The following is a 23,188-nucleotide window of genomic DNA, read 5'->3' as shown; positions in this document are numbered from 1 at the left end:
GTCGCTGGGGCGCATTTTCGCCGCCAATCCCCAAGCAATTACATCGCACTCAGCGAAACACGTTGCAAACATTGGAAAATGGCGCACCCAAGAGGTGTGCGCCTATCTATCCAAATCAACAGCTTGCGCGGGAAACAGCGCCAGAACCCGCGCACGACTTATCAATAGCTTACGCGCCATTTTGGAAACGTATGTTTTGCAACTTTCCTTGCAGCGCGCTCATCGTTCGCGGACGGAAGGCACCGTCATCATCCGCGCTGAATGATTCAAAAAATCATGTCGAAGATAATTTTGGAAGCAGCGGCACCATTTTACGCGTTTCGCGGGCTTCCATGAACGCCCCCTAATCGTCATAGTGATTCCATCAACCAGCTTTAGCGACGTTCTGAGAGCGTCTCTAAGGTTCCAAAGAAGGATGTGTCTATGAACTGATTCTGCATGACCAAAAACGAAAGCCGACCCATTCGGATCGGCCTTCATCGTCGATATCATCGGGGCATAACCCTGTCAGAAATCAACCGTTGCAAGTTACCTCTGACATGTGTTGCGCCTCATTTCAAGTGAAACCCACTCACAAGGAGATGGGACATGAGGACTGCTGTCTTTGTGAACGCCTATGACCGCGTTCGTCACGGCCGGGTCGAACACGTCCGCGCGCATTGGCGTGGTCGATGATCTGACCTAGCGTCGTTCACTCGCCTCTGGGCCATGCGCTAGCGGTCGAAGAGGCCTTCAGAAACCAAAAAAGGGGTGGCCTTTGCTGCCACCCCAGTTCGGGAAATACTTAACCTCGCACGCCGGTCGCCAGATCGCGGCGCAGTAGTCACCACCCCAGCGCATCCTTCGCGCGCGCGGTCGCCAGATCGATCAGAACATCCGCCCTCGGCTTGAGTGCCGCCATCGCATCCGGCACGCTTTCTTTCGCATACTCTATCGCCTCTCGGACGATCTGCTCGCGGGTCAGGCGTGCGTCACGCATCAGGGCCGCGCGCGCGCCGGTCATGAGGGCGCTGTGCAGGGCGCGCTGGTGCTTTTCCTCGATCTCGATGCCGGTCCAGTCGCGCAGCCGCTTGACGGCCAGACCGATCAGGACAGTGAAAATCAGCCCGAACACCTCCAGCAGGTGCGGGGCAAGGGCGGTCAGGATGGTTTGCAGCATGTCATTCTCCATTTAACTGAGCCTCAAGTTCATCAAGTTTCGCGCGGGCCTGCTCTATCCACAGGCGGCGCGGGTCGGGGGCGGTGGGCTGCACAGGCGCGGGGCCGTCAATCATGCGCAGATGCCGCGCCGCGACCCAGCCCTCGTGACCGGCGGGAGTATGGACCCACGCCCAGTCCCCCGATTCCGTCACATCCAGCACCGTCACACGCACACCGCGCGGCAGAGAGCCGGTCGCGTCATACTCTGTGCCAGGGCCGCGCCGGAAATTGAGCGCCTGCGCTGTCACCTCGGCCACACCCCCAGCCGGGATCGGATCGACCACTTGCGGCAGCGACCCACCCAGCACCGCCTGCATTTCATCGCGCCAGCGGTCGCCGATCTTCGCGGCCCCCACCACGCCCGGATCAAACGGCAACCGCATCACGTCCCATTTGTTGCGCTGGGTAATCCCCAGATTGGCCTGCACTTCGGCATGAAACAGCGTCGTCTTGCGCCCGATCGGGATGGTGTAGAAATCAACCACCTGCGCGCTCATGCGCACAAACGCATCCCACTGCACCCGCGTCAGGGGTGCGGGCCCCGCATCAAAGGGACTTTCGCGCGCGCCCATCATCCCGCACATCGATGCGCCGATGCGGTCGGTATTGGCATTGAGCGTATGCGCGGCATAGCCCGGTTGCAGCCGCCCGCTATTGAGGCGGATATCAACCCCGCGCCGGGGCGTGCCATCGCCCTCGACCAGCAGGTGATAGGCGCGCAGGTCTGTGGTGTTCGCGCGGTGCCCGCCCGCTGTCCAGTGTCCGGTCAGGCCGCGCATGGGCACGCGCGGCAGCCAGTCGGCCGGGATCTGTGTCATCTGGTCACTCCATAAAAAAACCGCCCCTCGAGGCGGCATGAATTGATCGGGTTTTGATTAGCCTCAGCGCCCCTCTGCACGCTCCAGCCGCGCCTCGATCCGGCTCAGCGCCTGAATGATCGTGTCCAGCCGCGCCCCGTCGCGCGCGGCCACTGTCTCGACCGAGCGCAGGCGGGATTCCTGCGATGCCAGCGCCGACAGTCGCTCGCTCCGGCTGGTTTCAAGCTGTGACTCGATCTGGCCGATACGGCTGTTCAGCGCCTTTATCTCGCTTTGAGCAGCACCCCACGCAATGCCCGCAGACGCGAACGCCGCCAGTATCGTCAGCAGGTTCCCGGTGCTGATCCGGTTGTCTATTCCTGGCATTTTTGCTCCGTCTGTCAGTGCCATGTGTCGCTTTCTCTGGGGGATGGCCCGCCATGCGCCGGAAAATCCGGCACTGCGCGAGTGCGATCAGATAGCGCGGCGGTGCAGGCATTCGCAGCGATCAAAGCCCCCGCGATTGCTGCGACAATAGCTGCCATAACAAGCACTACCCACCACATCACACGTCTATCCCAAGGCCCCGCGCCCAAGAATAAAGCGCAGCGATGGCATCGTCCGTTTCGGCGTCAGTCAGAGCGCGACCCCACGCGGCATAGGCAGCATATCCAACGCCGCTTGGTGGATTATCTGGCCCGTCCTTTCGGGGGAACCTGAGTCCAGCGGTTGTGAGCGGCGACTGCCCCGGGTCTCCTGCCGCTTCGTTGGTAATGCGGGTCAGACCTGACCAGTGCGGCACATCAAGGCTTGCCGCAGCCCCGTCAAAACGCGCTATTGTCAACAGGAAGCGTTCTGATGGGCGGTCAAAACTGAGTTGCGCATTTGCCTCCCCAGCGCCTGAATACGCACGGCACTGTAGGGTCAAATCGCGAGTAGGATGTTCGGCGGCAGTGATCCTAAACCCTCGACGGCCCGAACCAGAAAAATCGGTTGAAAATGCGATGTTGTTGGGTATATTTACGTTGGCAAGATCAACAATCAGAGCATAAGTCCACGCGCCGCCGATATATTCAGACCCATCCATATCATACCAATCTTGCGATGCATTTCCCGACAAAATCCCATCAGCGTCAAATTGTACGCCAGTAAACTGCAAATCACCGGGCTGGCGCGGGATGCGGTTTACATTGCTTTTTCCCGGTGTCTTGAACAGCCTGTGCAGCTTTGTGATGCCAGCCGGGAAGACAGGTAGCGGACGCGGGTTTACAAAACCAACGCCAGTTGTGGGGGACTCCATGTCGAGGAAAAATCCTACAGGCATCGTTATAGCTCCTTTGTGTACGTGAAGAAAGGCAGGGCGTGCATACCGAAACCGCGTGCCCTGAATTGGGTGTCGCTGAAATCCATAAGCCAGTAGTGACGCGCGTCATTTATGGTTAGGTTTTCAATTGGCTCTGGGCCGCGAATGGCAATGTCGTCGCTTTCGTCCCGTCCCATCGCAACGCGAAACATATTCGATCCGTCGAGATCACTCGCTTCATCGCCGCGTTCAGGGAAGCGCGGACGCACTTGCAAAGGCCCAGTGCCGATTTGGACAATTCCGAGCGCCGCATCTTCGGTGTATCGCTCGTCATTCTGCTCTGGGGTCAGCGTGTCATCGAACAGCACGCGCAGAGGAGGGGTGATTGCGAACACATGCGCGTGGCCGCACAGGTAGACACGCAGCTTGTCGGCAAACTGCTCCAACTGCGGATACATGATGTTGCGCAGCCGCCGCGCCGGGGCTGTAAAATTGCGTACACCCTCGGCAGGGTAAAACGCCGGATAATGTCCCATCACGATCAGGTGCCGGTATTTCGGATAAGCAGCTTCAAGCTGGTCAATCAGCCAGGCAATCTGCGGCTCCAAATCTTCCGAGTGATCCGTATTGAGGCCGACGATGAACACGTCCTCGCCGATACTGATTGTAGCCGCGCTGTCCACAAATTTTGTCGGGGTAGCGTCCCAATAGGACCACGACATAACATCTTCAATCTGACCGATGGTTCCGTCAGCCCCGTCCATTTCGGAGCCGTTGCTCTCGGCCTGCGCCGGGTCACTGCTGGGATCGGCCTTCCGCGCTTCGTGGTTGCCAACAAGGCCAGCCAAGGGTATGACCCCGCCGTTTTTGCGCATGATCTGCGACAGGGTTTGCATGTAATCAAACCATCGCTGCCAGTAAATTTCGTCGTCGGGAAATAGCGGCGCTTTCCGGCCATCGTCGTTGATATGGTCGCCGGGATGCAGGAAAATATCAGCGCCCTGTGCCCGGATACTCTCCGCGAGTAGGCGCAACTCAGGTGCGTCGACGATGCGCGTGGACTGAAAATCCGACCCTGCGGCGATCACCGGGTTCCGGCGGGGCGTGGTCCAGAAATCATCCCGCAGGTCAGCCCCCGGAAACCGCGCCTCGTAGACATTTGCAAAGGCCAAACCCTCAATCGCAACGCTGTGCAGCCACCAATCAAGCGGCCCCATCTTGCGCGTGCGTTGCGATTTAACTCCGATCCAAGACCCCGCACCCTTGTTGCGGTATTCCATCAAGTCGCCGCCCGGGCTGTCAGAAACCCATGTCAGCACCAGACTTTGTGACGGGTCATCAAATGGCTCCGTGAACATATACGCGACATTGTGGACATCGACGGATGCGCCTGTTTCGCTGCCAAGGCCACCGCCTGTTTCATCCATCCCGGCGACAACAAAACCATCCCGGTCGGCAAAGAAGAACACGAACTCGGCGCTCTCGGACGTTACTAATCGCGCACCACCCACGGAGATTTCTTCGCCGCCATCGCCGCCATCGCTGGCGACCAGCAAGCGCTCGACCTGAAAAGACCCGTCCGCTCTCAGGCCCGCGCGGACAAAACCGTCCTTGTCGGCCATCGGCAGCGCAAAATCGGATGGTCCAGTCCGCGATAGCCAATCAAACAAAGCAGCGGCTTTAAGACGTGCACCGTCGATTTCGACCGCTGCCCCGCTGTCGATCTGATAATAAACAATCTCCGCCGCTGGCGCGTCCACTGTCCAGAACACATCGCCATCCGCCAGCGCGGCCTCTGCTTCTGCGACTGTCGCAAAATAGCCCTCCGACCCCGCCGCCTGCAAAGCGCCATCCCGCGCGACCTCGGCGGTTTGGGCGGCTGATTGAGCAGCCTGCACGTTGGGCGCGATCTGTGCATTGGCATCAGTCGCAGCGTTGCCTGCCGCGCTCTCAGCCGCCTGCCGATCTAAGCCGGTCTGAATGCGATCTGCTGCCGTTGCTTCGATTGCAGCCGCACGGATAGCTTCGATATCAGCAACCAGCGCGTCGATTGCGGTTTGGTCCCCGCCCGCTGCAATAGCGGCATACAGCAGCGCGGTGACACGATTCACCTCTGCATCCAGCAACTCCTTTGTCGTCTGTCCGGGGGCCGGAACGGGCAAATTGAAAATCGGCTGCGTCATACTCTGTCCTCACGAAAAAGCCCCGCGCTGTGGCGGGGCGGGTCTTGCTGTTGATTCTACTTTACTCTGGCTCTGGCTCTGGTTCTGGTGGCGGGTCTGTCGTCGCACTCACGCTGGGCGAGAAGGCCGAAACACTGCCGAACGGGCCGCGCGAGCGGGCGAAATAGAACCGCGTCTCGGCATCACCGAGGTCCGTCTCGACAATCGTGCGCACTGTGTTTGCAGCACTGGCAACAGTTTCCAGCAGCATCGCCGCGCCTACATCATCCGTGTCGCTGCCCCAGAACTCGATTGCCTCGAACGCCGTGTTGTTCGGCGTCAGGAAACTGACCTCGATCTCGCCCGCGCCGCCAATCGCCTGCCCGTCGCCGGGCGGATCAAGCGCAAAATCCGGCCCCTGCGCGGTGATCACCACATCTGTAAAATCCGACACAGCACCCAGATAGATCGTCCGCACTTGAATCTGATATTCCGTGCCCGGCACCACTGGCACCAGAAACCCGAACACCCTGCCCCCCGCATCGCGCACGCTGTCGCTGATCGAACCACCCTCGGCATATTCGTCGCCAGCCGCGCGCCACTGCCACTCATAGCCGATCACATTGCCCCCGACCGGCGCGAAGCTGAACCGGATCCGGGGCGTGGTGCCAGACGCCACACCCGGCCCTGTTGTCGCGGCCAGATCATCAGGCGGCACCCGGACAGGTGCAGGCGGGGTGAAATCTTCGGTCGCTAGCTGGAATTCGTCCAGCTCTGGGTTCCATGCGTCAACATTCGGCGGCTCTTCGGCCAGCACGACCGGACAGCGCAGCGCAACCCCGTTCCCCTGCAACCATGCGCTGGGGCTGATCGACACCACGCGCCAGTTGCCGCTGCATTTCGGCAGCTCTGCAATGCCCCAGCCCGCGACAGACCCCGGCGTCAGATCGATCGCATCAGGCGGCAATGTCAGGGACAACTGGCGCTGCGCAGCGATACGGTTGCGCGTGATCTTCTGAATCCGCATCGCCTGTGTGGCCTCGGTCACGAATGCGAGCGGCAGATCAAGAATGCCCTCATCCGCAAGCTGCGCACTCCCTGCCCCCACGGCCAACGCGGGCAACTCGCTTTCCTGCCAGCCACGATCCGGCGCGATATAGCTGGCGCGGATTGCTGTTGGCAGGTCACTGCCAGGAACAAGCCGCGTGAAGTCAAAGCCCCCATCTTCCAGAAAATCCGTGATCGTATAGCTGGGCGCCCGCGATACCGGGGGCACATAGCTGATCTGCCCGCCGATCTGCACCAGATCACCCGCGCCCGCATCGGCCAAAGGCGTAATCTGGTCCATCAACTCGGACGCAGACCACAGCAGAACCCCGTTAGCGGTATAGCGCGGCACTGTGCCGCCGGCATAAAACCGCGCGACCGGCTCATCCGCCAGATCCGCGCCGGCCACGAATGCAGGCATATCCACCAGAAAGCGCTGGCGCTTGCGGATCGGGTTGTTCAAAATCGCGTCCAGCAGGCACAGCGCCTGATTGTTCGACCACACCCATGTTTCCGGATCGTCAGGATCTTGCGCCGGATCGCGCGGGTCCCAGATCAGCGAATAATCCGCCTCAACCTCGACCGCAGGCGGGGTGCGCGGCCAGCGATCAAACCTGCGCTCCTGACCGCCGGCATTCAGGCGCAGCCAAAGCACGGTCAAACCGCGCCATCCATCGGTCGAATTGAACTCTTCCGGCATGGCAGCAAGAATTTCATCAGGCGGCCCGACCTGATCCCCCCGGCCCAGCCACGCATGTGGCATTCCCGGATTGTTGTTATGCCTGCGATATCCGTCTATCTTCAACCGCGCGCCGGGGCCGGAGAAGTCATAAAGATCACCTGCCTCGATATCAGAAGAGCGCTCGTCGAAATAGATCGTCACATCACCGCCCTCGCTTGGGCGGCTATTCAGGATCAGGCACATGTACAAGTTGCGCCCTTTGACGCGCAGGACCGCAGGCGACCCCGGAACCTTGTCGCGCCCATAGACAAAGCGCTTGGGCGGGCGCGACTGGATCTGTGCCAATTCACGCTTGATGTCTTTCTGCTTTGGGCGCGACGGCCTGTTCAGCCGCTGTGCAATCGCCGACAGGGCCAGCGAGGCACCGATTTGCAGCGCGATACTGCCCACCGCGATGCCGCCAATCGTGAAGGACGCAACCGCCGCCACAGCCGACCCCACGGCTGCCGCAGCGGCAGAAACAACGGCTACTGCTGGCGGCATGACCACGCCCTTTCCATTCGCGCGGCAACCAGACCACGCTCAGATTTCGCCACCCAGCCCCGTTCGGTACATACACCAAGCGCCAGCGCGCCACTGCCGTCCCGCACCACGCCCACATCCCCGACCGCGCCGGACGATGCAATCAGGCCCGCAATCCGGCACTCTGTCGCAATGAAGCGCTCGAACCCGCCCCCTTGTGTGATCAGGCGCAATGCCCCCAGCCGCGTGCTGTAGCGCCCGCGCAGCCGCGCCATAGGGTCCACGCCATGCAACCGCGCAAACACATCACAGGCGGCTGTGCAGCAGTCAGCCACGCCCCAGTGCCACGGCCTGTCCATGACCTCCATGCAGATCGCCATTACTCCGGCCATGACAGCCTCTCGAAACGCGCCTCGGAATTGATCACCAACCGCCCTGCCGTGTCATTCGGATGGGTGCGGCGCTGGTCTTCATCTGTGTGAAACAGGCTGGCCGAAAGGCGCTGTGACGGGCCGTTCGCAACATCGATCGTGATCACGCGCGTTATTCCGCCATCCGCCGCCTGAATCGTGTCGCGCATGGCGTCCATGTAGCCCGCGAAAATCCGGAACGGCTCACCGATCAGCACATTGCCCGCACGCTCTGTGACAACACCAAACCATATTTCGCCGGGGCGGCCCCGTATCGGGCTGTCCAGATAGGCGTCCACTTCATCAGGCGCGCCGATCAGTTGCAGGCTGGCCGCGCTCTGCGCAAGGCCCGCAGCCTCTTCGGGCGCTGACAGGCCCGCGAACTTACCCAGACCCAGCCACTCATGCCCCTGCCACTGGATCGGGCCAACATTGCTATGCGCGCGCACCGGCCCCTCCGGCCAGTCCAGATAGACCATGACCACAGGGCAGAAACTGCCCGCTGCAATGGCCGCTTTTGTATCGGGGTGGATATTGCGGCTTACCACGGGTTCACCTCACTGAACCCGCCAACCTCATCGGCAAAGACTTCGCGGAAATTCCACTGATAAAACCAGTTCGCGCCCAGCGGCTGCGGGCTTTGCGGTATGTCCTGCGCCTCGAACACGCGGCTTTCAGACGCGCCGATATTAACGCGCGCATAAGCCCCAGCGGGCAACGGCTCAAACAGGCTCAGAACAGCAGCGCCATTTGCGTCGCTGCGCGCCTCGGTCACGATCTGCGCAATTGGCCCCTCAGTCTCACCAAGCGCCCCGAACGCCCGCACAAAGTCAGCAGGCCGCGCGATCAGTGTGTTCGGCGGAAGGCCGCTGACCTCAATCTCATTGCCCGCCGCAACGCCCGAAATCACCGATCCGTTGAACCATAGCAGCGGCTGACCGTCTGCCTGCCATGCCAACGGAACGCCCTGCGCACTCCATTCCAAAGACTCCGATGAACGCACGCCCTCAAGCCGCGCTTGATCCAGATGCCAGTTGATCGGGTAGCTGCTCAACCGCACCAGATTCGCGCCGCCATCCAGATAGCGGATCAGTATTTCGGAAAAGCCCGCGCCAGATCGATCCAGCGCCAATGCCGAGACATTGACCATCGCCTTGCGCCGCTCACGGCCCCAGCGCGACAGATACCGCCGCCCCGTGATCATGGACTGGCTGCGCTGCACAGGGGCCGCAATGGTCCACATGCTGCCGACAGCACCCACAGGCGGGAAGGCGATCACATCCGTGGGCATCACTCAAACCCCCGCTGCTCGCGTGCGCGCTTGAAGGCCCCGCCAATCATGCCCGGCGTCTCAACCCGCACGACAGCGCGCGCCGTGTTTTCAACGCGGGCATCAAACTCACCCGATGGCAGAACGCGGACCACGACCTGCACAGGCTCACCCGCGCCGCGCAGCGCCTCATTGCTGGTGATCTGCCCAGATGCCCCCGGCGTGAACAGTTCCGGCCCGCGCTCGCCCACCATGTAGGTGCGGCCTGCTGATACTGGCCCGCCATCCGCGCGGAACCCGCCGAACAGCCCACCAAGGAAGCCACCGCCGCCGCCGCCAAAAATGCCGCCGAACAGCGCCTGAAATGCGCGCTGCGCCATCATGCGGGCCAGATCCTGCAACAGCCTGCCGATGGCCTCTCTTGCGGTCTGGCTGCCCGTGACGATCCCGGTAAAGGCATTTTCGAACATGCCGCTCATGCTGCTGGCCGCGCCGCCAACCTGATCCTGAAGCTGGTCTGTCACGCGCGCCATCGCCGCTGTGGCAACGTGGTCGCGCTCCTCGATGCCCACCACAAGACCTTCGACAATATCATGACCTATTCGGGCAAAGGCGCGCGAAGGCGAGTTGCTTTCAACAGCGGCGCGGGTTTCGCGCTGCAAAAGCCCCCCCAGCCGCCGCATGGCCGCAGACGCGCGCGGGAATCGATCCTCAAGCCCCTGCACCAATCCGTCCAGCATATCGCGCCCAACGCCGGCCATTTGAGAGCCAAGGTTGCTCAGGAAAGACATTAGTTCCTGAAATTTCTGTTTCACGAACTCGACGCCGCGATTGCCAAGGTCAAGCATGTCATCGGTGAAACGCCCGACCGCCTCGCCAGCCTTGCCCAGCCATTCCTGCGCCGCCTGCAACCCGTCGCGCACCCACTCGACCAGCGCCGCTGTCGCGGCCTTGATCTCAGGCCAGAACTTGATCACCGCTGCCGTAATCCCGGCAACCGCCAGGGCGGCAAGCGTCAGGGGCCAGCCCAGCGTGGCGACAACCGCAGCCGCCCCCGCCACCGCGACCTTGAACGCACCCCCCAAAAGCCCCGCCAACCCCGCGAAAGGGGCGATGACAGCCTTGCCCATAACCAGCAATGTGCCCAGCCCAAGGATCAGGGGGCCCGCGACAACGATGATGCCCGCCACGGCTGCCGCAACGCGGCGCATCACCGGCGACATGCCCTGAAACTGCTCAGATGCTGCCACCACGGCATCACTTATGCGGGCAAGCACGGGCGCGAGTTCTGCCGTGATTATCGTCACCCAGCCGCGCATGGTGCCCGTCAGCCGCGTAAGATTGTCGTTGAATTGCGCCGCGGCTTCTGCGGTCTCAGCACTGATCGTCAGGCCCAGCTTGTCTGCCTCATCCAGCATCTCCTGCAGCGCATCGCGCCCGCCATTCAGCATCGGGATCAGGTCAGCGCCCGACCGGCCCATCAGCTCCATTGCAAGCGCGGTTTTCTCTGCCCCGTCCGGCATAGCTGCCATCACATCAGCAAGGTCGGCCATGACATGATCAGCGCTGCGCATATCACCATTCGCATCGCGCACTGAAATGCCAAGCGCCTCGAAGTCATCCGCATTGTCAACCATGTTGCGCGATAGCCGCTGGAACGCGCCCTCAAGGGTCGAGGTCGAGACATTGGACAATGCCGCCGCATGCCGGTAACGGGTCAGTTGCTCGACCGGCAGACCCAATGTCTGCGCGGCCTTCCCGGCCTCATCGGCAAGGTTCAACTGACCGCGCACCGCCAAAGCAATACCCGTGCTGGCAATGGAAACGGCGGCACCGATCTTCTGCATCGAGCGCCCGATCCGCTTGGTTGTGCTTTCAGCCTGTTTCGCGCCCCTGACAAATTGCGCGGAATCCAGACCCAGATTCACGCGCAGCGCGCCGATCACCGATCCTGCCATCAATGCACCTTTTCTGCGCCCCATGCCGCTGCAAGCGCAGACAGCATCGCGTTCATGACGTCCGGCGACTGCCGCTCTTGCCGCTTGGGCGGGTCAACAAATTGCTCGAATGTTGGCGGCTTCTGGTGCCGTATCAGCCAGGCCGAAAGCCACATGCGCGCCCGATCATTGCGTGCCCGATCGGCTGCGCCATCCATTTCCAGCACATACAGACGCGGGGTCAGTTCCCAGAACCGCGCCGGGTCGAACCCCGCCGCGATGTAGTCTTTCAGCAGGTCGCCAAGCTTCAGGCCGCCCGCTTCGGCCTGCGTCCGTTTCCCGCCGCGCGCTTCGGCGCTCTCGCGTTTCCCGGCGCTGGCTCTTGCTCCGGGAAAGCCGCTGCCAGCAGCTGCAGCACAACGCCCTCATTCTCGGCAAAAATTTCGTCTGCCGTGAATCGGTCAGCGTCAGCATGGTGCCGCTGCAGGGATGCCAGAAGCAGATCGAGGACGATATTCAGATCCGGCACCCAAGCCTCCCCCGCCCCCTCGGGCGGGTCCAGCTTCTGCAGCACGTCCTGCCCGTGCCTCGCCTGCAATTCGGCAAGCCCGGACATGCCCAGCCAGAGCGTGTAGTCCTGCCCGGCCGCCGTGACCCTCAATGCGCCGCGTGGATCAGCCATTCATCAGCCCCCCGAAACCGGCGCAGGGTGCAGCGTCGGCTTTCCAGTCGTACGCGTGATCGTCCCGCTCGATTCCATAACGCCTTCCGGCGTCATTTCAGGCAAAGACATTCCTGTGAAAGCGCCCGTAAAGCGCATTTGTTGCCCATCTGGGAATGTGATCTGATACTTCCCACCTTGCGGCGCATGGAAGGCAGCCCATAGCGCGGGCAAATTCTGGGGCGTAAAGTTCAGCGTGATCGATGCGTCATCGGTATCGAATAGCGCCATCACATATTCTTTGTAAGAGTCGGGGCTCTTCAGGTGAGTTGCGTCCTGCTTTTCCCTTGAAAAGCCGGGCGGTGTGATGGCTTTGACTTCCGCCAAGTCCACATAGACTCCGGAGGTCTCGCCCTCGATTCCGAAGGATCCGTTATAGCCGATATCGGCGTTTGTCTCAGTCATGTTGCTCTCCATGATGTTGTGAAGTCCAGACTGACACGGTGCAACCGTTCAGCCTCATTCGTGCCGCCTTCGCGGCTGTCTCTGGTGGCAACATGGCTCACCAAACGAAACCCGCCGCCGCGATGGCCGTGCAACACGGCCCGCACGGCGCGGGAAACCTGCTTTGCCAGCAATGCTGTTGGCGCATAACAATCAATCTGCACGCGGCCCTGCGACAGGCCGTCAGGGCCCTTCATCGTCAGGCCCTCGTTATCCCCGACCACCATCATGGTGATGTAAGGGCTGCCGGTGCCTTGCGGATGCTCGCCCCAGTTTATGCGGGCGGCAGGAACCAGCGAAATCACCCCGCCGGAGGCCAGCAGGACAGCGCGCAGGGCTTCTTCCATGCGTCAGCCTTTCGCCGTGTCTTCCAACTCAACCGCTGCGCTGAACAGCTCGGCTTCAGCAGGGGTCAAAGATCCGCGCTGCTGGGCCTCTTCAGCCCATCCGCCCAAAGCCGAAACCAGCCGCTTGAATGAGTCCAGGTCTTGGATCTTGAGTTGAAGCTTCACCGTCATTTCTGCCATTTCCTACCCCTTCGCCGCCAGCCGCGCCGCGCGCCGTTCCGCGCGCGCAACGGCCTTCTGAATATCTGCCCATAGCTCCGCCTTCAGCCGCTCCAGCATGGGCCCCTTTTCCTGATCCCACGCGGGCCGCAGATAGGGCTGTGCCGTATGGTTGCGGTTGCCGAATTCCTGATTCCACGCGCTGGAAAACGGGCCCGCGCCCAGGAACATTTCGACTGCCGAACGGCTGCCCCGAAACATGCGCCGGTGCAGCGATGCCTGCCGTTTTGACAGGCGCGTGCCAATACTGATCGAAGGGGCCAGCGTGTTCGTATCCCCGCGCGGGGCAAGCCCCTGCGCCACGCCCACCATCGGCTCCGCCGCCTTCCTGAGCGCGCGCCGCGCAGATGCCCTGCGCTGGGTATGGTTCGCCAGCTTGGCCAGCTCCTTTTCCAGATCCTTGAACCCTTCCAGCTTCACCGTGACGCTCATTGATCATTCCGCGCCGCACAGGTGAACTCGATCGACCGCCTGCGCCCTGCGCCGTCCTTCTTGCCTGTAATTTCATATGTGACCCCGTCGCAGACCAATCGGTCCTTCGGGGTGATGCCATCCACAAAAGGCGACCAGCGCAGCGTGAAGCGCGTCGTAACATGCGCCTGCTCCTCGCCCGCGCGCCAGCGCTCCCCATCCGACAGGTCGCGCTTGGCGGCAAAATGCACCGGCCCGTGATTGTCAGCAGCGGGATCCGCGTCATTCCATGTCCAGCGCGTGCTCAAGCCATCATCGATCAGCTGCGCACGACGAAACTGGACGGGCCTGTCTAGGTTCATCGCTTACACCCTGATCCACCGCAACGGGCCAATCAGAGCGCTGAACGCGAGTGGCAGCTCAGTCGCGATAGTCCCGGTAACAACAGCTGTGCCGTTGTCATACCAGTGCTGCACCAGCAACTTAATTGCGACATCTATCGCAGGCAACGCATCATCAGGCAGCGCCGCTGTCAGCGTGACCACTGCCGCCTCGCCAATCTCGACCCGCGACCCCAACGCATCATGGCTGAGAGCCGCGTCAACCGGATCGCCTGCACCATCGACAGCCGTGACGGCCGTCACATCCGGGAAAGGCAAACGCCACACCCCCGCGCCGGGATAGCTGACCTGCCACGCCTGCTCCAGAATGCACCGGCCCAACGCCCCGCGCCAGCCATCCAGATGCGCAACCGCAGCCGCCTCCAGCGCCGCGATATGCACATCATCATGATTGCCCACAACGCGCAGATGCGCCTTCAGATCAGGCAGAGGGACAACTGGCCCGGCCGGGGGCGTGACGCGGATCGGGGTCATTCCTGCCCTGCCGCGCCTTTGGCCGCAACCGCTGCTTCAAGCTCCGCAATCTTCGCCTTCAGCGTTTCAACCTCTTCCTTCGCGACCGCCTCGGCTGCACGCGCGGCTTCAGCATCGGCCAGCGCTTGCGCTTCGGCATCTTTGGCCGCACGAATGGCCTCCGTCCCCTTGGCTGATTTCGATGGCCGCAAAGATGCTGCTGACAACTTCTCCGCAACAGTTTTTTCTTTTTTAAGCTGCTCTGCCGTCACCTCTTCGGCAAAACCCGCTGCGATGAAGGCCTTGACCTCCTTAAGGACCACAGCGTCCTTGCCTGCATCATACGCAACGCCCGAACGGTAAGTCCCGCGCTCACCTGTCTGTGTGCGGATCATTCTGAATAGCATAGTTTCAACCTTTCAGATTGCCGGGGGCGCGCGGCCCCCGGTGTGATGTTACCCCGACGATCAGCCGCCGAAGGTGAAGTTGCCTGTGACCAGCGAGGGCGGGCGCTTGACTGCCAGAGCCACGCGCTTGGTGCCCTTCATCGTCAGCATGCCTTCGACAAAGTTGTCGCCATGCTCGCTTGAGATGCGCAGGGTGTTTTCCTGACGGTCATAAAGCGTGGCCGCCATACGCATCGAACCAACCAGCCATTCATTCGCTGTCATGCTGTTCGATTCCACCACCGGCAAACGCCACAGCGCAGGCTGGCCGGGATTGGCTGGAACCCCGAACAGGTAACGGTTTTCAGCGTCCTTCAGCAATTCAATCGCCGCCCAGTCAGTCGGGTTCAGAACGATGCCATCCGCTGCATAGTCATTCAACGTCACCTGCAGGATCGCCAGACGCAGCCGGTCGATACGCTGTGCATTGGGCAGACCGGATGCTGCAGCGAATGCGGTTGCATTGGTAATCAGGCCGGACAGGTTCTGCCCCGAACCATTGCCCGTCAGGATCTGCTGCTCTTCCACCAGATCAAGGCCATAAGCCAGTTCGCCGTTGATTTCCCCTTCCAGCATCGCCGCATCTGACAAGGCCTCTTCCGTGACATGTGTCACATGGTTGATCTTGCGGATGATCGTTTCCGCCTTGGTCCAGCCATAGGTCGATGCAGGGGCTGCTGCGCCTTCTGCCGTCGGGGCCGCAGCATTCGTGCGGGTTGTCTGGCGTGTATATTCGACAGACCCCGTCTGGCCGGTGGGCACGACATTCAACAGGCTGCGGATCAACAGCGTGCGCCGTGCCATGCGCACAGGCTCTGCCTCACGATCAGACCAGATCAGTCCGCCGCCCGACCCGCCAACGGTGGTGATTTGCGCCTTGATCGAGGTTTCAAAAGCGCCGGGGCGGCCAGCCGCGACATAGGCTTTAAGATCGTCACTCTGCGCGACCTCACGCCCTGCACTGACTGCTCCGTTCCGGCCTGCGCCGCCACCTTGCGCCGCCAGCTGCTCGACATCCAGCGTGCGGCTCTCCAGCGCTTCCAGCTTGCCTTCCAGCTTCGATTGCGCCGCACTGGCCGCATTGAATTTCGGAAGTAACTCGTCGATCGACGCCTTCAGCTCGGCGCTCAGTGTTCCGGCCTGCTTTGCTTCCTTCAGCGCGTCTTCAGCTTTTGGAAACAACTCTTCACGCGTCTGTGTTGCCAGCGCCTTGATTTCGGCCAGCAGTTTGGCCGTGTCGCCTTCGGCATCCGCACGCGGCATGACTATCACAGAAGGCGGCGCAGCCGCCATCATTGCCGCCAGTGCGGCGGTTGACTTCATCATCTTCATTGTAAGGTTCCCCTTTATGTGGGTTGAAACAAACCGCGCAGCTCTCTCAGCTGGGCAGCGAGATCGGCGGCACCAGGCTCGCCGGTTGGGGCAGCGCCACGCTTGCCCCCGGATTTCAGATCAGCCATCAATGCGCGCGTGTCTTCACGTGACACACCAGCGCGTCGGGCGAGAATATCCATGCGCCGCTCGGCCCGAAGGCTGAGGGCCTGTGCATCATCAGGCGCGACAGTGACATCGTCGCGCGACAGCAGACTATCTGCCAGCCCCTTGTCGATCGCCTGCTGGCCATTCAGATAGGTTTCCGCATCCATCATCGCGGCGATGTCTTTCTGGTCCAGACCGCTTCTTGCGGCATAGACCCCCGCCATCGCCTCATCAAAAGGCTCAAGCCAGTCCGAAACCTCGCGCATATCGTGACGGTTGCCGCCAGCGATCACCCACGCGTTGTGGATCATCAAAAAGCCAGCGCGTGAGATCTGTATTTCATCGCCCGCCATCGCAATGACCGAGGCGGCACTCGCAGCGATCCCCACGACCTTGACGGTGATCCGCGATTTATGCTCGCGAAGGATGTTGTAGATAGCCAGCCCTTCGAACATGTCACCGCCTGGACTGTTGATGACAACCGTAACGGGTTGCTCGCCAATACGGCGTAGCGCGCCACTGATGCGCTTTGCAGTCACCCCTTCATCCCAGAAATCATGTCCGATCACATCCAGAATCGTGATTGTCGCATCATCTTCCTGCGCCGCACGCACATCGGGCGACCAACGCATCAATGCGGATTGCGACACATCAGAACGAACGGCAGGCCGCGCGCCGATATCGACTTGAGGTAGATTTCGGATTGTCATTCGTCATGCCCTCCAAGGTCTTTCAACGGCGCCAGCGCCACTTGCGCCAAAAGCGCATCTGCATTCGGGTCCTCATGGCGCGGCAGGTTCAGACGCGCGCGCCGTTCATTCGCGGTCATCGTGCCCGACGCGCCCATTTTCACCATGAAGTCACCCTTCCTACCGCTATCCATCTGCAACATCGCTTCACGGTTAAACTCGTAATACCAGTTGCGCCGCCGCGCAGGCGGGACCAGGTCTTTAAGAACGCGCGCCTCAATCCGTTTCAACAGCGGGTTGATCCCCAACGTCAGCCACGACAGCATGATCGCCTCGACCCCGCTGCCCCACATCGTCTGCCCCTGCGATGCGTGGCCGATGATAATCGGCGGGACGCCGAACCAACGGCAGATATCCTCAGTTGAAAACTTCCTTGTTTCCAAAAGCTGCGCGTCTTCCGGCGACATGGTCACGGATCGGTATTTCGTATTCGGCGGAAGCATCAGAACTTTGCCCGCCTTGCGAGAGCCTGTGAACTTTTCGATCAGTGCCTTGATGCCGCTCAACTGCTCGGGATTCGGCGCTTGAGCCCCGCTGCCCTCATACTCAATCACCCCGCCGGGCTGCATCGCATTCGCAAAGAAAGTCGAGCTGGTCTCATCCGCCGCCAGTGCTGCGCCAAAACTATGGACGCCATGCCGGACAACAGACAATCCAAGGCCCCCACCGACACTGAAACCCGGTATGTTGAACACCTTCTCAGGCGGCAGGTATTCCATTTGCCCGCGATCCATGAACGCCCAGCGATTCAGCCGCCCCTCACGGATCTCTGGCGTTGCGTTCATCAACGGCCGCAATGACACGACACGGTCATTTATGCGCGACACTTCAGACGGGCCATTGCCCCGGATCAACATCTGGGCAACAACGCCCTCCCAGAACTCTTGGGCGGTCTGGTCCCGATTGGGTCTCTGGGTCAGGATTTCATTCAGCGGATCTTCAACCTCGCGCCGCCCGTCATTGGCCCCTTTCTCGAACATTGCGGCAGGCAGGGACGACACCAACTGCGACGTGCGCATCGTGCAGGCCCATACGCTCGACAATTGCATGATCGTTTCGGGCGAGACACGAGTCCCCGATCTGGATTTCATGCCGACGCCGGATAATCCACGCGATCCACTTTCGACGCCAGAAACATGCTCCCAGCCGGAATTCCCCGGCTTCAGCTCGGATTTGATACCGGTGATGGCCCCACGAAGAACACGTCCGATCATGCGACAACCACCGATGCTTTAAGATACGCGTCGTAATCCACCGGCTGTTGGCATACCGGATTCCGGCTCATCAGCTTGAAGGCGTTCAGTAGCGCCATCAGCGGGTCAATCTTGGCGCGGCCTGCCGCTTCCTTTGTAATCAAAACCGCCGATCCCCGCTGCTCGATCCGCGCATTGCCCAGCACCCAATCCATCATCGGCTGGCCACCATGCACGAATGTTCCGTCTTTCAGCTTGCGCTCGATGCCCCAGATTTCCGGCGACAACCGCGCGCCCTGCCCGATCGCGGCCAGTTGCTCGTCGCTGATGCCGCGCCCTGCCAGCTCGTCGATGATGGCCGACACGCCATAGGGGTCCAGCCCTACCGCGCCAGCATCCGGCAGCAGCGCTGCATCTTTCAGCCGCTCGATCACATCGGCAACGCCGATGATGTCGCCGGTCGGGTCATCTTCCGCCAGGATCGTCAGATCCCCGGCCTGCTCGAAATCCCGCAGCCGTGGCGCAATCTCCTTGCGCGTGCGCAGCACTTCCGGATGCGCCCAGGCATGCGCCCAGCCCATCCAGCGCTTTGTCTCGCGATGCCGGCCAATCACCCCCAGCCCCAGAAGGTCATCCAGCCCACCGCCATCAACCCCGGCAACAGCGACCTCGCATTCCCCGATGATCTGCTCCAGCGTCACGCCCTCGCGCGCGGCCTGCGCCCAGAACTGCGCGCCAACCCATGCCCCGCCCTGCCCCACGCCGATCTCGACATTGAAGTGCTGCGAGGCCAGCAGCGCCAGCGCATGCGGGCCATTTTCGCGCGCAACCGTCAACTGATCGGCCAGAAACCCTTCATCGACCGACCGGCCAAGGTTCGGATTGACCAACGGCCATGTTGCCGGATCCTGCCAGCTTTTCTGCAACACCTTCGGCAGCTCATACAGCACCGCCAGAATCGGCAGCTTCATGCGCCCGTCACGCACCGAGCGCGCTTTTTCCAACTCCTGCCTGAACACGCCCGCGGGCGATTCCTTGCTCTGGGTCGTGATCTGCATCAGGAACCCGTCCGGGCGCGAGGCCAGCGCGCCGCGCAGTTCCAGAAACACGCCCTCGGCCTTGCTCGACTTGGCGAATTCATGCGTCTCATCGATCAGCGTATAGGTGGCTTTGCCGCCGGTGATCACATCGCCCTGCGCAGCCTTCACCGAAATCTCGGCCCCCGTCACGCGGTGGCGGATCGTGCGCAGATGCTCGCGCACATGAAACAGCGCCTCAAGCTCTGCATCGGCTCGGATAATCCCCCAGGCCTGTTTGAAAGCGATCTTCGCGATGGTCATTGTCGGCGCGATCAGCAGCAACTCTGCCTCTGGACGCTCATTCAGAATTGCGGCTGTGACGATGATCGCCGCAGCGACCGACGACTTTCCGTTCTTCTTCGGGATCAGCAGGAAGAATTCCCGCAGCGCCCGGCGCTTGGTTTCGGGGTCGTATGACCCGAAGATCGCGCGCACCAGGTCAAACACCCAGTCATCGCAGATCTCGCCATAGCTCGGCATCCCGATCAGATCGGGGCAGCGCAGCCGCTTGAAGATGCGCACGGCCTTTTCAGCCATCGCGTCATTCAGCGGCAGATCAGGCACAAGCGAAGCGCCTTTGGTGATCCGGTCCTCCCAATCGGGCAGCGATGTGTCCCAGACCTCACGGCGCAGCGGCATGTTCATGTCAGTGCATCCCGCCCGGTTTCAACAAATCGCCCCAGCCTTCACTTTGCAGCGCGGCCTCTGCCGCCTGTTGCGCGGCCTCTTTCTTGCCCAGCTTCACACCCGCGCTGTCTGCCTCGGACTGGCGGCGGTGCATCTCGGCCTGTTGGGCGCGCGCCATGTCCTTGTCCAGCAACTCGCGCAGCTGGCGCAACGCGCCGACATTGCCCTTGTCGATTCCCTGCCGCGCCAGCGCCGAGAACAGCGCCGCTTCCATCCGGTCGCGCGCGGCGTCCCGTTTGGCCAGGGCAGATCTAAAATGCCGCTTCAGTGACGGGACCGAGATTCCGACCGCCTTTGCGATCCTCTCGTTGCTCCAGCCGCGCACCAGCGCCGCTTCCACCACGTCGCGGTCTTCGGCGCTGATCTCCAGAGATGGCCGCCCACGCTGCCCCTTGCGCGTTCTGACAGGATTTCCAAACAGGTCAGTTTTGCGAAAGTCTTGAATTTCAGCCATGTCCCAAAAAAATTCTGCGCGTGATATCCCCGCGGGTCTAGAGCAGGCAGGGGTTGTGGAGTTTTCACCCCCCCCCTCCCTGTCACCAGCGCGCCTTGTCTTCCCGTTGCTTTGCGCTGTCGTGGCAGGTCTTGCACAGACACTGCAGGTTGTTTTCATCCCAGAACAGCGCCGCATCCCCGCGATGGGGCTGGATGTGGTCCGCGATCTGCTGGCCCTTACGCCCCTCGACCACACCACACAGCCGACAGGTGAACCGGTCGCGCACCAGAATCTTCCAGCGCAGCTTCTGCCACTCAGCCGTTTTGTACCAGGCATGATAGGCCGGACGCTCTGTGCGGTCAGGCTCGACCACCCGCGCCACACGATCCGGCAAAGCCGAGAGGCGCTCTGGCAACCGCTTCAGCCTGCCCATCACACCCCCGCAAAGCAAAGCGCCCGAGGGAGGGTTTCTCCATCGGGCGCAATTCGTCTGGCTGTAAAATGTCAAGAGAGTGACATTTCGTCAAGAAGTTTTTTCTCAAGTGATCCGCACGGGCTTGAACCGCCCCTTCATGAAGGGCTTGACCTGAAGCCCAAGCGCCGCAAACGCTGGCTCCAAATCCTCCGGGCTGACACGGACGCGGTTGATAATTATATCCCGCGTCTCACGGTCCACACGGATCACTGGCTTACTTGGCGCGCGACTGCTCTGCACACTCTGCCCCTTGATCAGCAACTCACCCTGCACCTGCCAATCGCGCACACCATCGGCCCCGAACGCGCGGCGCATCTGCTCAGGCGACATCTGCTCCAGACAGACCTCATCCGAATGAATGCGGCCCTGATCGCTCATAACCGCAATCTTCACCTTCTCGCCATCGACCAGCCGATCCTGCAAATCCAGCGGCAAGCCCGCCATCGCCCCGATGATGTTCCGATTTGTCGCGTGACGCATCGCCACGCGCGGCGACAGCGCACCAGTCGCAATCGCTTCGGCATGGCGAAAGGCAGGGTGAAGCAAAGGCAATTCGGCACCCTGATCGAGCAGCGCGAGATAACAGATGCAGGCGTCCCGCAGAAACAGGTCCAGTTGCGACAGCGCCTCATCGAAGATCGCCCGCAGCGCGGCAGCATCCATATCCCGCGCCTGGTCAAGTGTCAGCTCATTGGTCATGATGATTTCTCCTTGTCTATCATCGCTTAAGTTTAGGAAGGGAAGTCAGGAAGGATTGCATGTTGCGTTCGGCAGCACGGCGGCGGTAGCATGCCCGAACACGCCGCCTTCGTCTCGAAGCATTAATTTTATCGTATTGGGCGTTGTACTCTGCTATTTTCTCGAGGTTGTCAGCCCTCCATTTGGAGACCCTTTCTTTGTGGAAGCCCGGATTTTCTATTCGATGGCGACGAGCCTTTTCAGCATAGTAATCTTTATTCTCATGATAGTGTCGTTTCTTTTTGCAGCTCTTCGAGCAATACCGCGCTTCCGCCCGCTTCCCCACAATCGCCCCACCACACCACGCGCAGACCCGATCCTCAGCCATCACAGCAACCCCGCTCTTCACCGCCACGATTTTGCCTGATCAGCGCCCCACCAAGCGCCAGCGCGGCGGCCACCATAGCCTCGCCCGCAAGCTCATATCTCACACTCAGGACAGTAAACGGACATTCCAACCGCCGCACCTTGGCCCGCGCCTTACCCTGCAACTCCCGCTTAATCCGCGCCCTGCGCTGCATCTGCCCCATCACAGCAACCCCGCCCACCAAGCGCGCAGACGCTGCCACAGGCTCAGGCGAATGTATCGCGGGCGGACCTTCTCACCGGGAACCCCCGAAAGCTGGCTGACAGGATAGCCCATCACCCTTGACCATCTGTCAAAATCTGACCGCGTTGCGGCCCGCCGCTTTTGGGCTTCCACTTCGGCCAAGACGGCCTCCAAGCCGCCGGGCTTTGAAAGGAGATCGCGCAGCGCCGCAATGTCTGACGGTTGTATCCTGTTTCCGTTGCCCATCACACCGCACCCCCACGCCACGGCGCAATCGGCGGCAGCTCATCCGTCACCTCCCAATGCGACAGACCGGCCATGCGCAACTCAGCTTGCAGGAACATCAGCGCACCCACCCAGTCCAGCCAGAAGCGTCGCGCCGCGCCGATCTGCTGCGCGGTTGGCACCACGCGCACCGGGCAGCAGCGGCTATCCTTGACCGGGAAGCGGCCAAAGCCCGCGAACTGGATGTCGCGCGCATCAACTGTCGTGGCAAACAGCCCATACTTGCTGCGCCGCATCTCCAGCGGCACCACACGCGGAGAAGCATCCGGAAAGTATTCCGGCGACAGGCCCGCGCGCGCCAGTTCCGCAATCCGCACCGCCATGCCGCGCCCGCCCTGCGCCACCGGCAGCGCGGCCACAATCGCCGCCACGATCTCTGCATCCGAGGCCGATTGCGCGCCCCCGCCATAGCGGCCCCCATCCACCTTGCAGCCCAATCGCCCGCGCTGCATCAGCAGCCAGATCGTGTCCACCCCGACAGGGGCCACACCCACCTCATCAAACTCGACCGAGGCGCGCTCTGCCCCGAAGGCCCATTCCAGCAGCGCCTTGACCCCGATCTGCTGCTTGACTGCCCGCTCTGCCTGTATCTGCCGCATTGCCACCACCATATTTTGCGCCTCTTGCCTAGCCACATACATTCTGTTGTTTTCCCGCCCTCAACTCAGGGACGATGGGGACGATAACCCCGAAAAAAGGGACGTTCTTTTGCGCCAGATCGCACAAATCCTTCCCTGTCTTTTCA

The 23,188-nt window shown here is 61.5% G+C and carries 29 protein-coding genes; 1 reads left to right on the top strand and 28 read right to left on the bottom strand.

Annotated elements, in window-relative coordinates; genetic code table 11:
* Positions 1-265, top strand: a 265-nt coding sequence (locus tag EV660_RS18885; RefSeq protein ID WP_211116230.1) for a hypothetical protein, incomplete at its 5' end; no start/stop codon positions are given.
* Between the two features lie 558 nt (positions 266-823).
* Here the strand turns inward: EV660_RS18885 and EV660_RS18245 are convergent.
* The 28 genes from EV660_RS18245 to EV660_RS18120 form a co-directional block, all read right to left on the bottom strand.
* Complete coding sequence (locus EV660_RS18245) at positions 824-1,159, bottom strand: hypothetical protein (RefSeq protein WP_134047647.1); 336 nt, start codon at positions 1,157-1,159, stop codon at positions 824-826.
* Between the two features lies 1 nt (position 1,160).
* Positions 1,161-2,018, bottom strand: a complete 858-nt coding sequence (locus tag EV660_RS18800; RefSeq protein WP_211116229.1) for an SH3 domain-containing protein — start codon at positions 2,016-2,018, stop codon at positions 1,161-1,163.
* Between the two features lie 63 nt (positions 2,019-2,081).
* On the bottom strand, positions 2,082-2,384 hold the full coding sequence (locus tag EV660_RS18235) for a hypothetical protein (RefSeq protein ID WP_134047646.1): 303 nt from the start codon (positions 2,382-2,384) through the stop codon (positions 2,082-2,084).
* A gap of 178 nt (positions 2,385-2,562) precedes the next feature.
* Positions 2,563-3,321 (bottom strand): hypothetical protein, encoded by a 759-nt coding sequence (locus EV660_RS18230; RefSeq protein WP_134047645.1) that lies wholly within the window; start codon positions 3,319-3,321, stop codon positions 2,563-2,565.
* A gap of 2 nt (positions 3,322-3,323) precedes the next feature.
* The gene (locus EV660_RS18225; RefSeq protein ID WP_134047644.1) at positions 3,324-5,483 is read right to left on the bottom strand and encodes a metallophosphoesterase family protein; all 2,160 of its coding nucleotides are present in this window, start codon (positions 5,481-5,483) and stop codon (positions 3,324-3,326) included.
* 61 nt (positions 5,484-5,544) lie between these two features.
* On the bottom strand, positions 5,545-7,734 hold the full coding sequence (locus EV660_RS18220) for a phage tail protein (RefSeq protein ID WP_134047643.1): 2,190 nt from the start codon (positions 7,732-7,734) through the stop codon (positions 5,545-5,547).
* Positions 7,719-8,105: a DUF6950 family protein gene (locus EV660_RS18215; RefSeq protein ID WP_134047642.1), complete on the bottom strand. Its 387-nt coding sequence runs from the start codon at positions 8,103-8,105 to the stop codon at positions 7,719-7,721. The genes EV660_RS18220 and EV660_RS18215 overlap by 16 nt, the downstream gene beginning before the upstream one ends.
* On the bottom strand, positions 8,093-8,671 hold the full coding sequence (locus EV660_RS18210) for a hypothetical protein (RefSeq protein ID WP_134047641.1): 579 nt from the start codon (positions 8,669-8,671) through the stop codon (positions 8,093-8,095). The genes EV660_RS18215 and EV660_RS18210 overlap by 13 nt, the downstream gene beginning before the upstream one ends.
* Positions 8,665-9,414 carry a hypothetical protein gene (locus tag EV660_RS18205; RefSeq protein WP_134047640.1) on the bottom strand — a complete coding sequence of 250 codons (750 nt, stop codon included), beginning with the start codon at positions 9,412-9,414 and terminating at the stop codon, positions 8,665-8,667. Before EV660_RS18205 ends, EV660_RS18210 begins: the two co-directional genes overlap by 7 nt.
* On the bottom strand, positions 9,414-11,351 hold the full coding sequence (locus EV660_RS18880) for a phage tail tape measure protein (protein WP_211116228.1): 1,938 nt from the start codon (positions 11,349-11,351) through the stop codon (positions 9,414-9,416). The genes EV660_RS18205 and EV660_RS18880 overlap by 1 nt, the downstream gene beginning before the upstream one ends.
* On the bottom strand, positions 11,351-11,548 hold the full coding sequence (locus EV660_RS18195; RefSeq protein WP_134047639.1) for a hypothetical protein: 198 nt from the start codon (positions 11,546-11,548) through the stop codon (positions 11,351-11,353). The genes EV660_RS18880 and EV660_RS18195 overlap by 1 nt, the downstream gene beginning before the upstream one ends.
* 89 nt (positions 11,549-11,637) lie before the next feature.
* On the bottom strand, positions 11,638-12,012 hold the full coding sequence (locus EV660_RS18190) for a hypothetical protein (RefSeq protein WP_134047638.1): 375 nt from the start codon (positions 12,010-12,012) through the stop codon (positions 11,638-11,640).
* 3 nt (positions 12,013-12,015) lie between these two features.
* Complete coding sequence (locus EV660_RS18185) at positions 12,016-12,456, bottom strand: phage tail tube protein (RefSeq protein WP_134047637.1); 441 nt, start codon at positions 12,454-12,456, stop codon at positions 12,016-12,018.
* A complete protein-coding gene (locus tag EV660_RS18180) occupies positions 12,453-12,842 on the bottom strand; it encodes a DUF3168 domain-containing protein (RefSeq protein ID WP_134047636.1) in 390 nt (129 codons plus the stop codon). Before EV660_RS18180 ends, EV660_RS18185 begins: the two co-directional genes overlap by 4 nt.
* Before the next feature lie 3 nt (positions 12,843-12,845).
* Complete coding sequence (locus EV660_RS18795) at positions 12,846-13,022, bottom strand: hypothetical protein (protein ID WP_168800689.1); 177 nt, start codon at positions 13,020-13,022, stop codon at positions 12,846-12,848.
* 3 nt (positions 13,023-13,025) lie between these two features.
* Positions 13,026-13,493: an HK97 gp10 family phage protein gene (locus EV660_RS18175; protein ID WP_134047635.1), complete on the bottom strand. Its 468-nt coding sequence runs from the start codon at positions 13,491-13,493 to the stop codon at positions 13,026-13,028.
* Positions 13,490-13,834, bottom strand: coding sequence for a head-tail adaptor protein (locus tag EV660_RS18170; protein WP_168800688.1), 345 nt, complete (start codon positions 13,832-13,834; stop codon positions 13,490-13,492). The genes EV660_RS18175 and EV660_RS18170 overlap by 4 nt, the downstream gene beginning before the upstream one ends.
* Positions 13,835-13,837: 3 nt before the next feature.
* On the bottom strand, positions 13,838-14,347 hold the full coding sequence (locus EV660_RS18790) for a head-tail connector protein (RefSeq protein ID WP_168800687.1): 510 nt from the start codon (positions 14,345-14,347) through the stop codon (positions 13,838-13,840).
* Positions 14,344-14,721, bottom strand: a complete 378-nt coding sequence (locus EV660_RS18165; RefSeq protein ID WP_134047634.1) for a hypothetical protein — start codon at positions 14,719-14,721, stop codon at positions 14,344-14,346. The genes EV660_RS18790 and EV660_RS18165 overlap by 4 nt, the downstream gene beginning before the upstream one ends.
* A gap of 72 nt (positions 14,722-14,793) precedes the next feature.
* Complete coding sequence (locus EV660_RS18160) at positions 14,794-16,104, bottom strand: phage major capsid protein (RefSeq protein ID WP_134047633.1); 1,311 nt, start codon at positions 16,102-16,104, stop codon at positions 14,794-14,796.
* Positions 16,105-16,118: 14 nt separating this feature from the next.
* Entirely contained in the window at positions 16,119-16,961 is an 843-nt protein-coding gene (locus tag EV660_RS18155) for a head maturation protease, ClpP-related (protein WP_134047632.1), read from the bottom strand.
* Complete coding sequence (locus EV660_RS18150; RefSeq protein WP_134047631.1) at positions 16,958-18,214, bottom strand: phage portal protein; 1,257 nt, start codon at positions 18,212-18,214, stop codon at positions 16,958-16,960. The genes EV660_RS18155 and EV660_RS18150 overlap by 4 nt, the downstream gene beginning before the upstream one ends.
* Positions 18,211-19,917: a terminase large subunit gene (locus tag EV660_RS18145; RefSeq protein ID WP_134047630.1), complete on the bottom strand. Its 1,707-nt coding sequence runs from the start codon at positions 19,915-19,917 to the stop codon at positions 18,211-18,213. The genes EV660_RS18150 and EV660_RS18145 overlap by 4 nt, the downstream gene beginning before the upstream one ends.
* Before the next feature lies 1 nt (position 19,918).
* Positions 19,919-20,413, bottom strand: coding sequence for a sigma-70 RNA polymerase sigma factor region 4 domain-containing protein (locus EV660_RS18140; RefSeq protein WP_134047629.1), 495 nt, complete (start codon positions 20,411-20,413; stop codon positions 19,919-19,921).
* An 82-nt stretch (positions 20,414-20,495) separates the two neighbouring features.
* Positions 20,496-20,828, bottom strand: coding sequence for an HNH endonuclease (locus tag EV660_RS18135; protein WP_134047628.1), 333 nt, complete (start codon positions 20,826-20,828; stop codon positions 20,496-20,498).
* Between the two features lie 105 nt (positions 20,829-20,933).
* The gene (locus EV660_RS18130; RefSeq protein ID WP_134047627.1) at positions 20,934-21,569 is read right to left on the bottom strand and encodes a hypothetical protein; all 636 of its coding nucleotides are present in this window, start codon (positions 21,567-21,569) and stop codon (positions 20,934-20,936) included.
* A 359-nt stretch (positions 21,570-21,928) separates the two neighbouring features.
* A complete protein-coding gene (locus tag EV660_RS18125; protein ID WP_168800686.1) occupies positions 21,929-22,138 on the bottom strand; it encodes a hypothetical protein in 210 nt (69 codons plus the stop codon).
* 265 nt (positions 22,139-22,403) lie between these two features.
* Positions 22,404-23,054, bottom strand: coding sequence for a hypothetical protein (locus EV660_RS18120; RefSeq protein WP_134047625.1), 651 nt, complete (start codon positions 23,052-23,054; stop codon positions 22,404-22,406).
* Positions 23,055-23,188 lie beyond the last annotated feature (134 nt).

Origin of the sequence: Roseinatronobacter bogoriensis DSM 18756, assembly GCF_004366635.1 — a bacterium.
GTDB lineage: Bacteria > Pseudomonadota > Alphaproteobacteria > Rhodobacterales > Rhodobacteraceae > Roseinatronobacter > Roseinatronobacter bogoriensis.
Note: the sequence above shows the minus strand (reverse complement) of the source record. Positions and strands in the feature narration are given on the sequence as shown.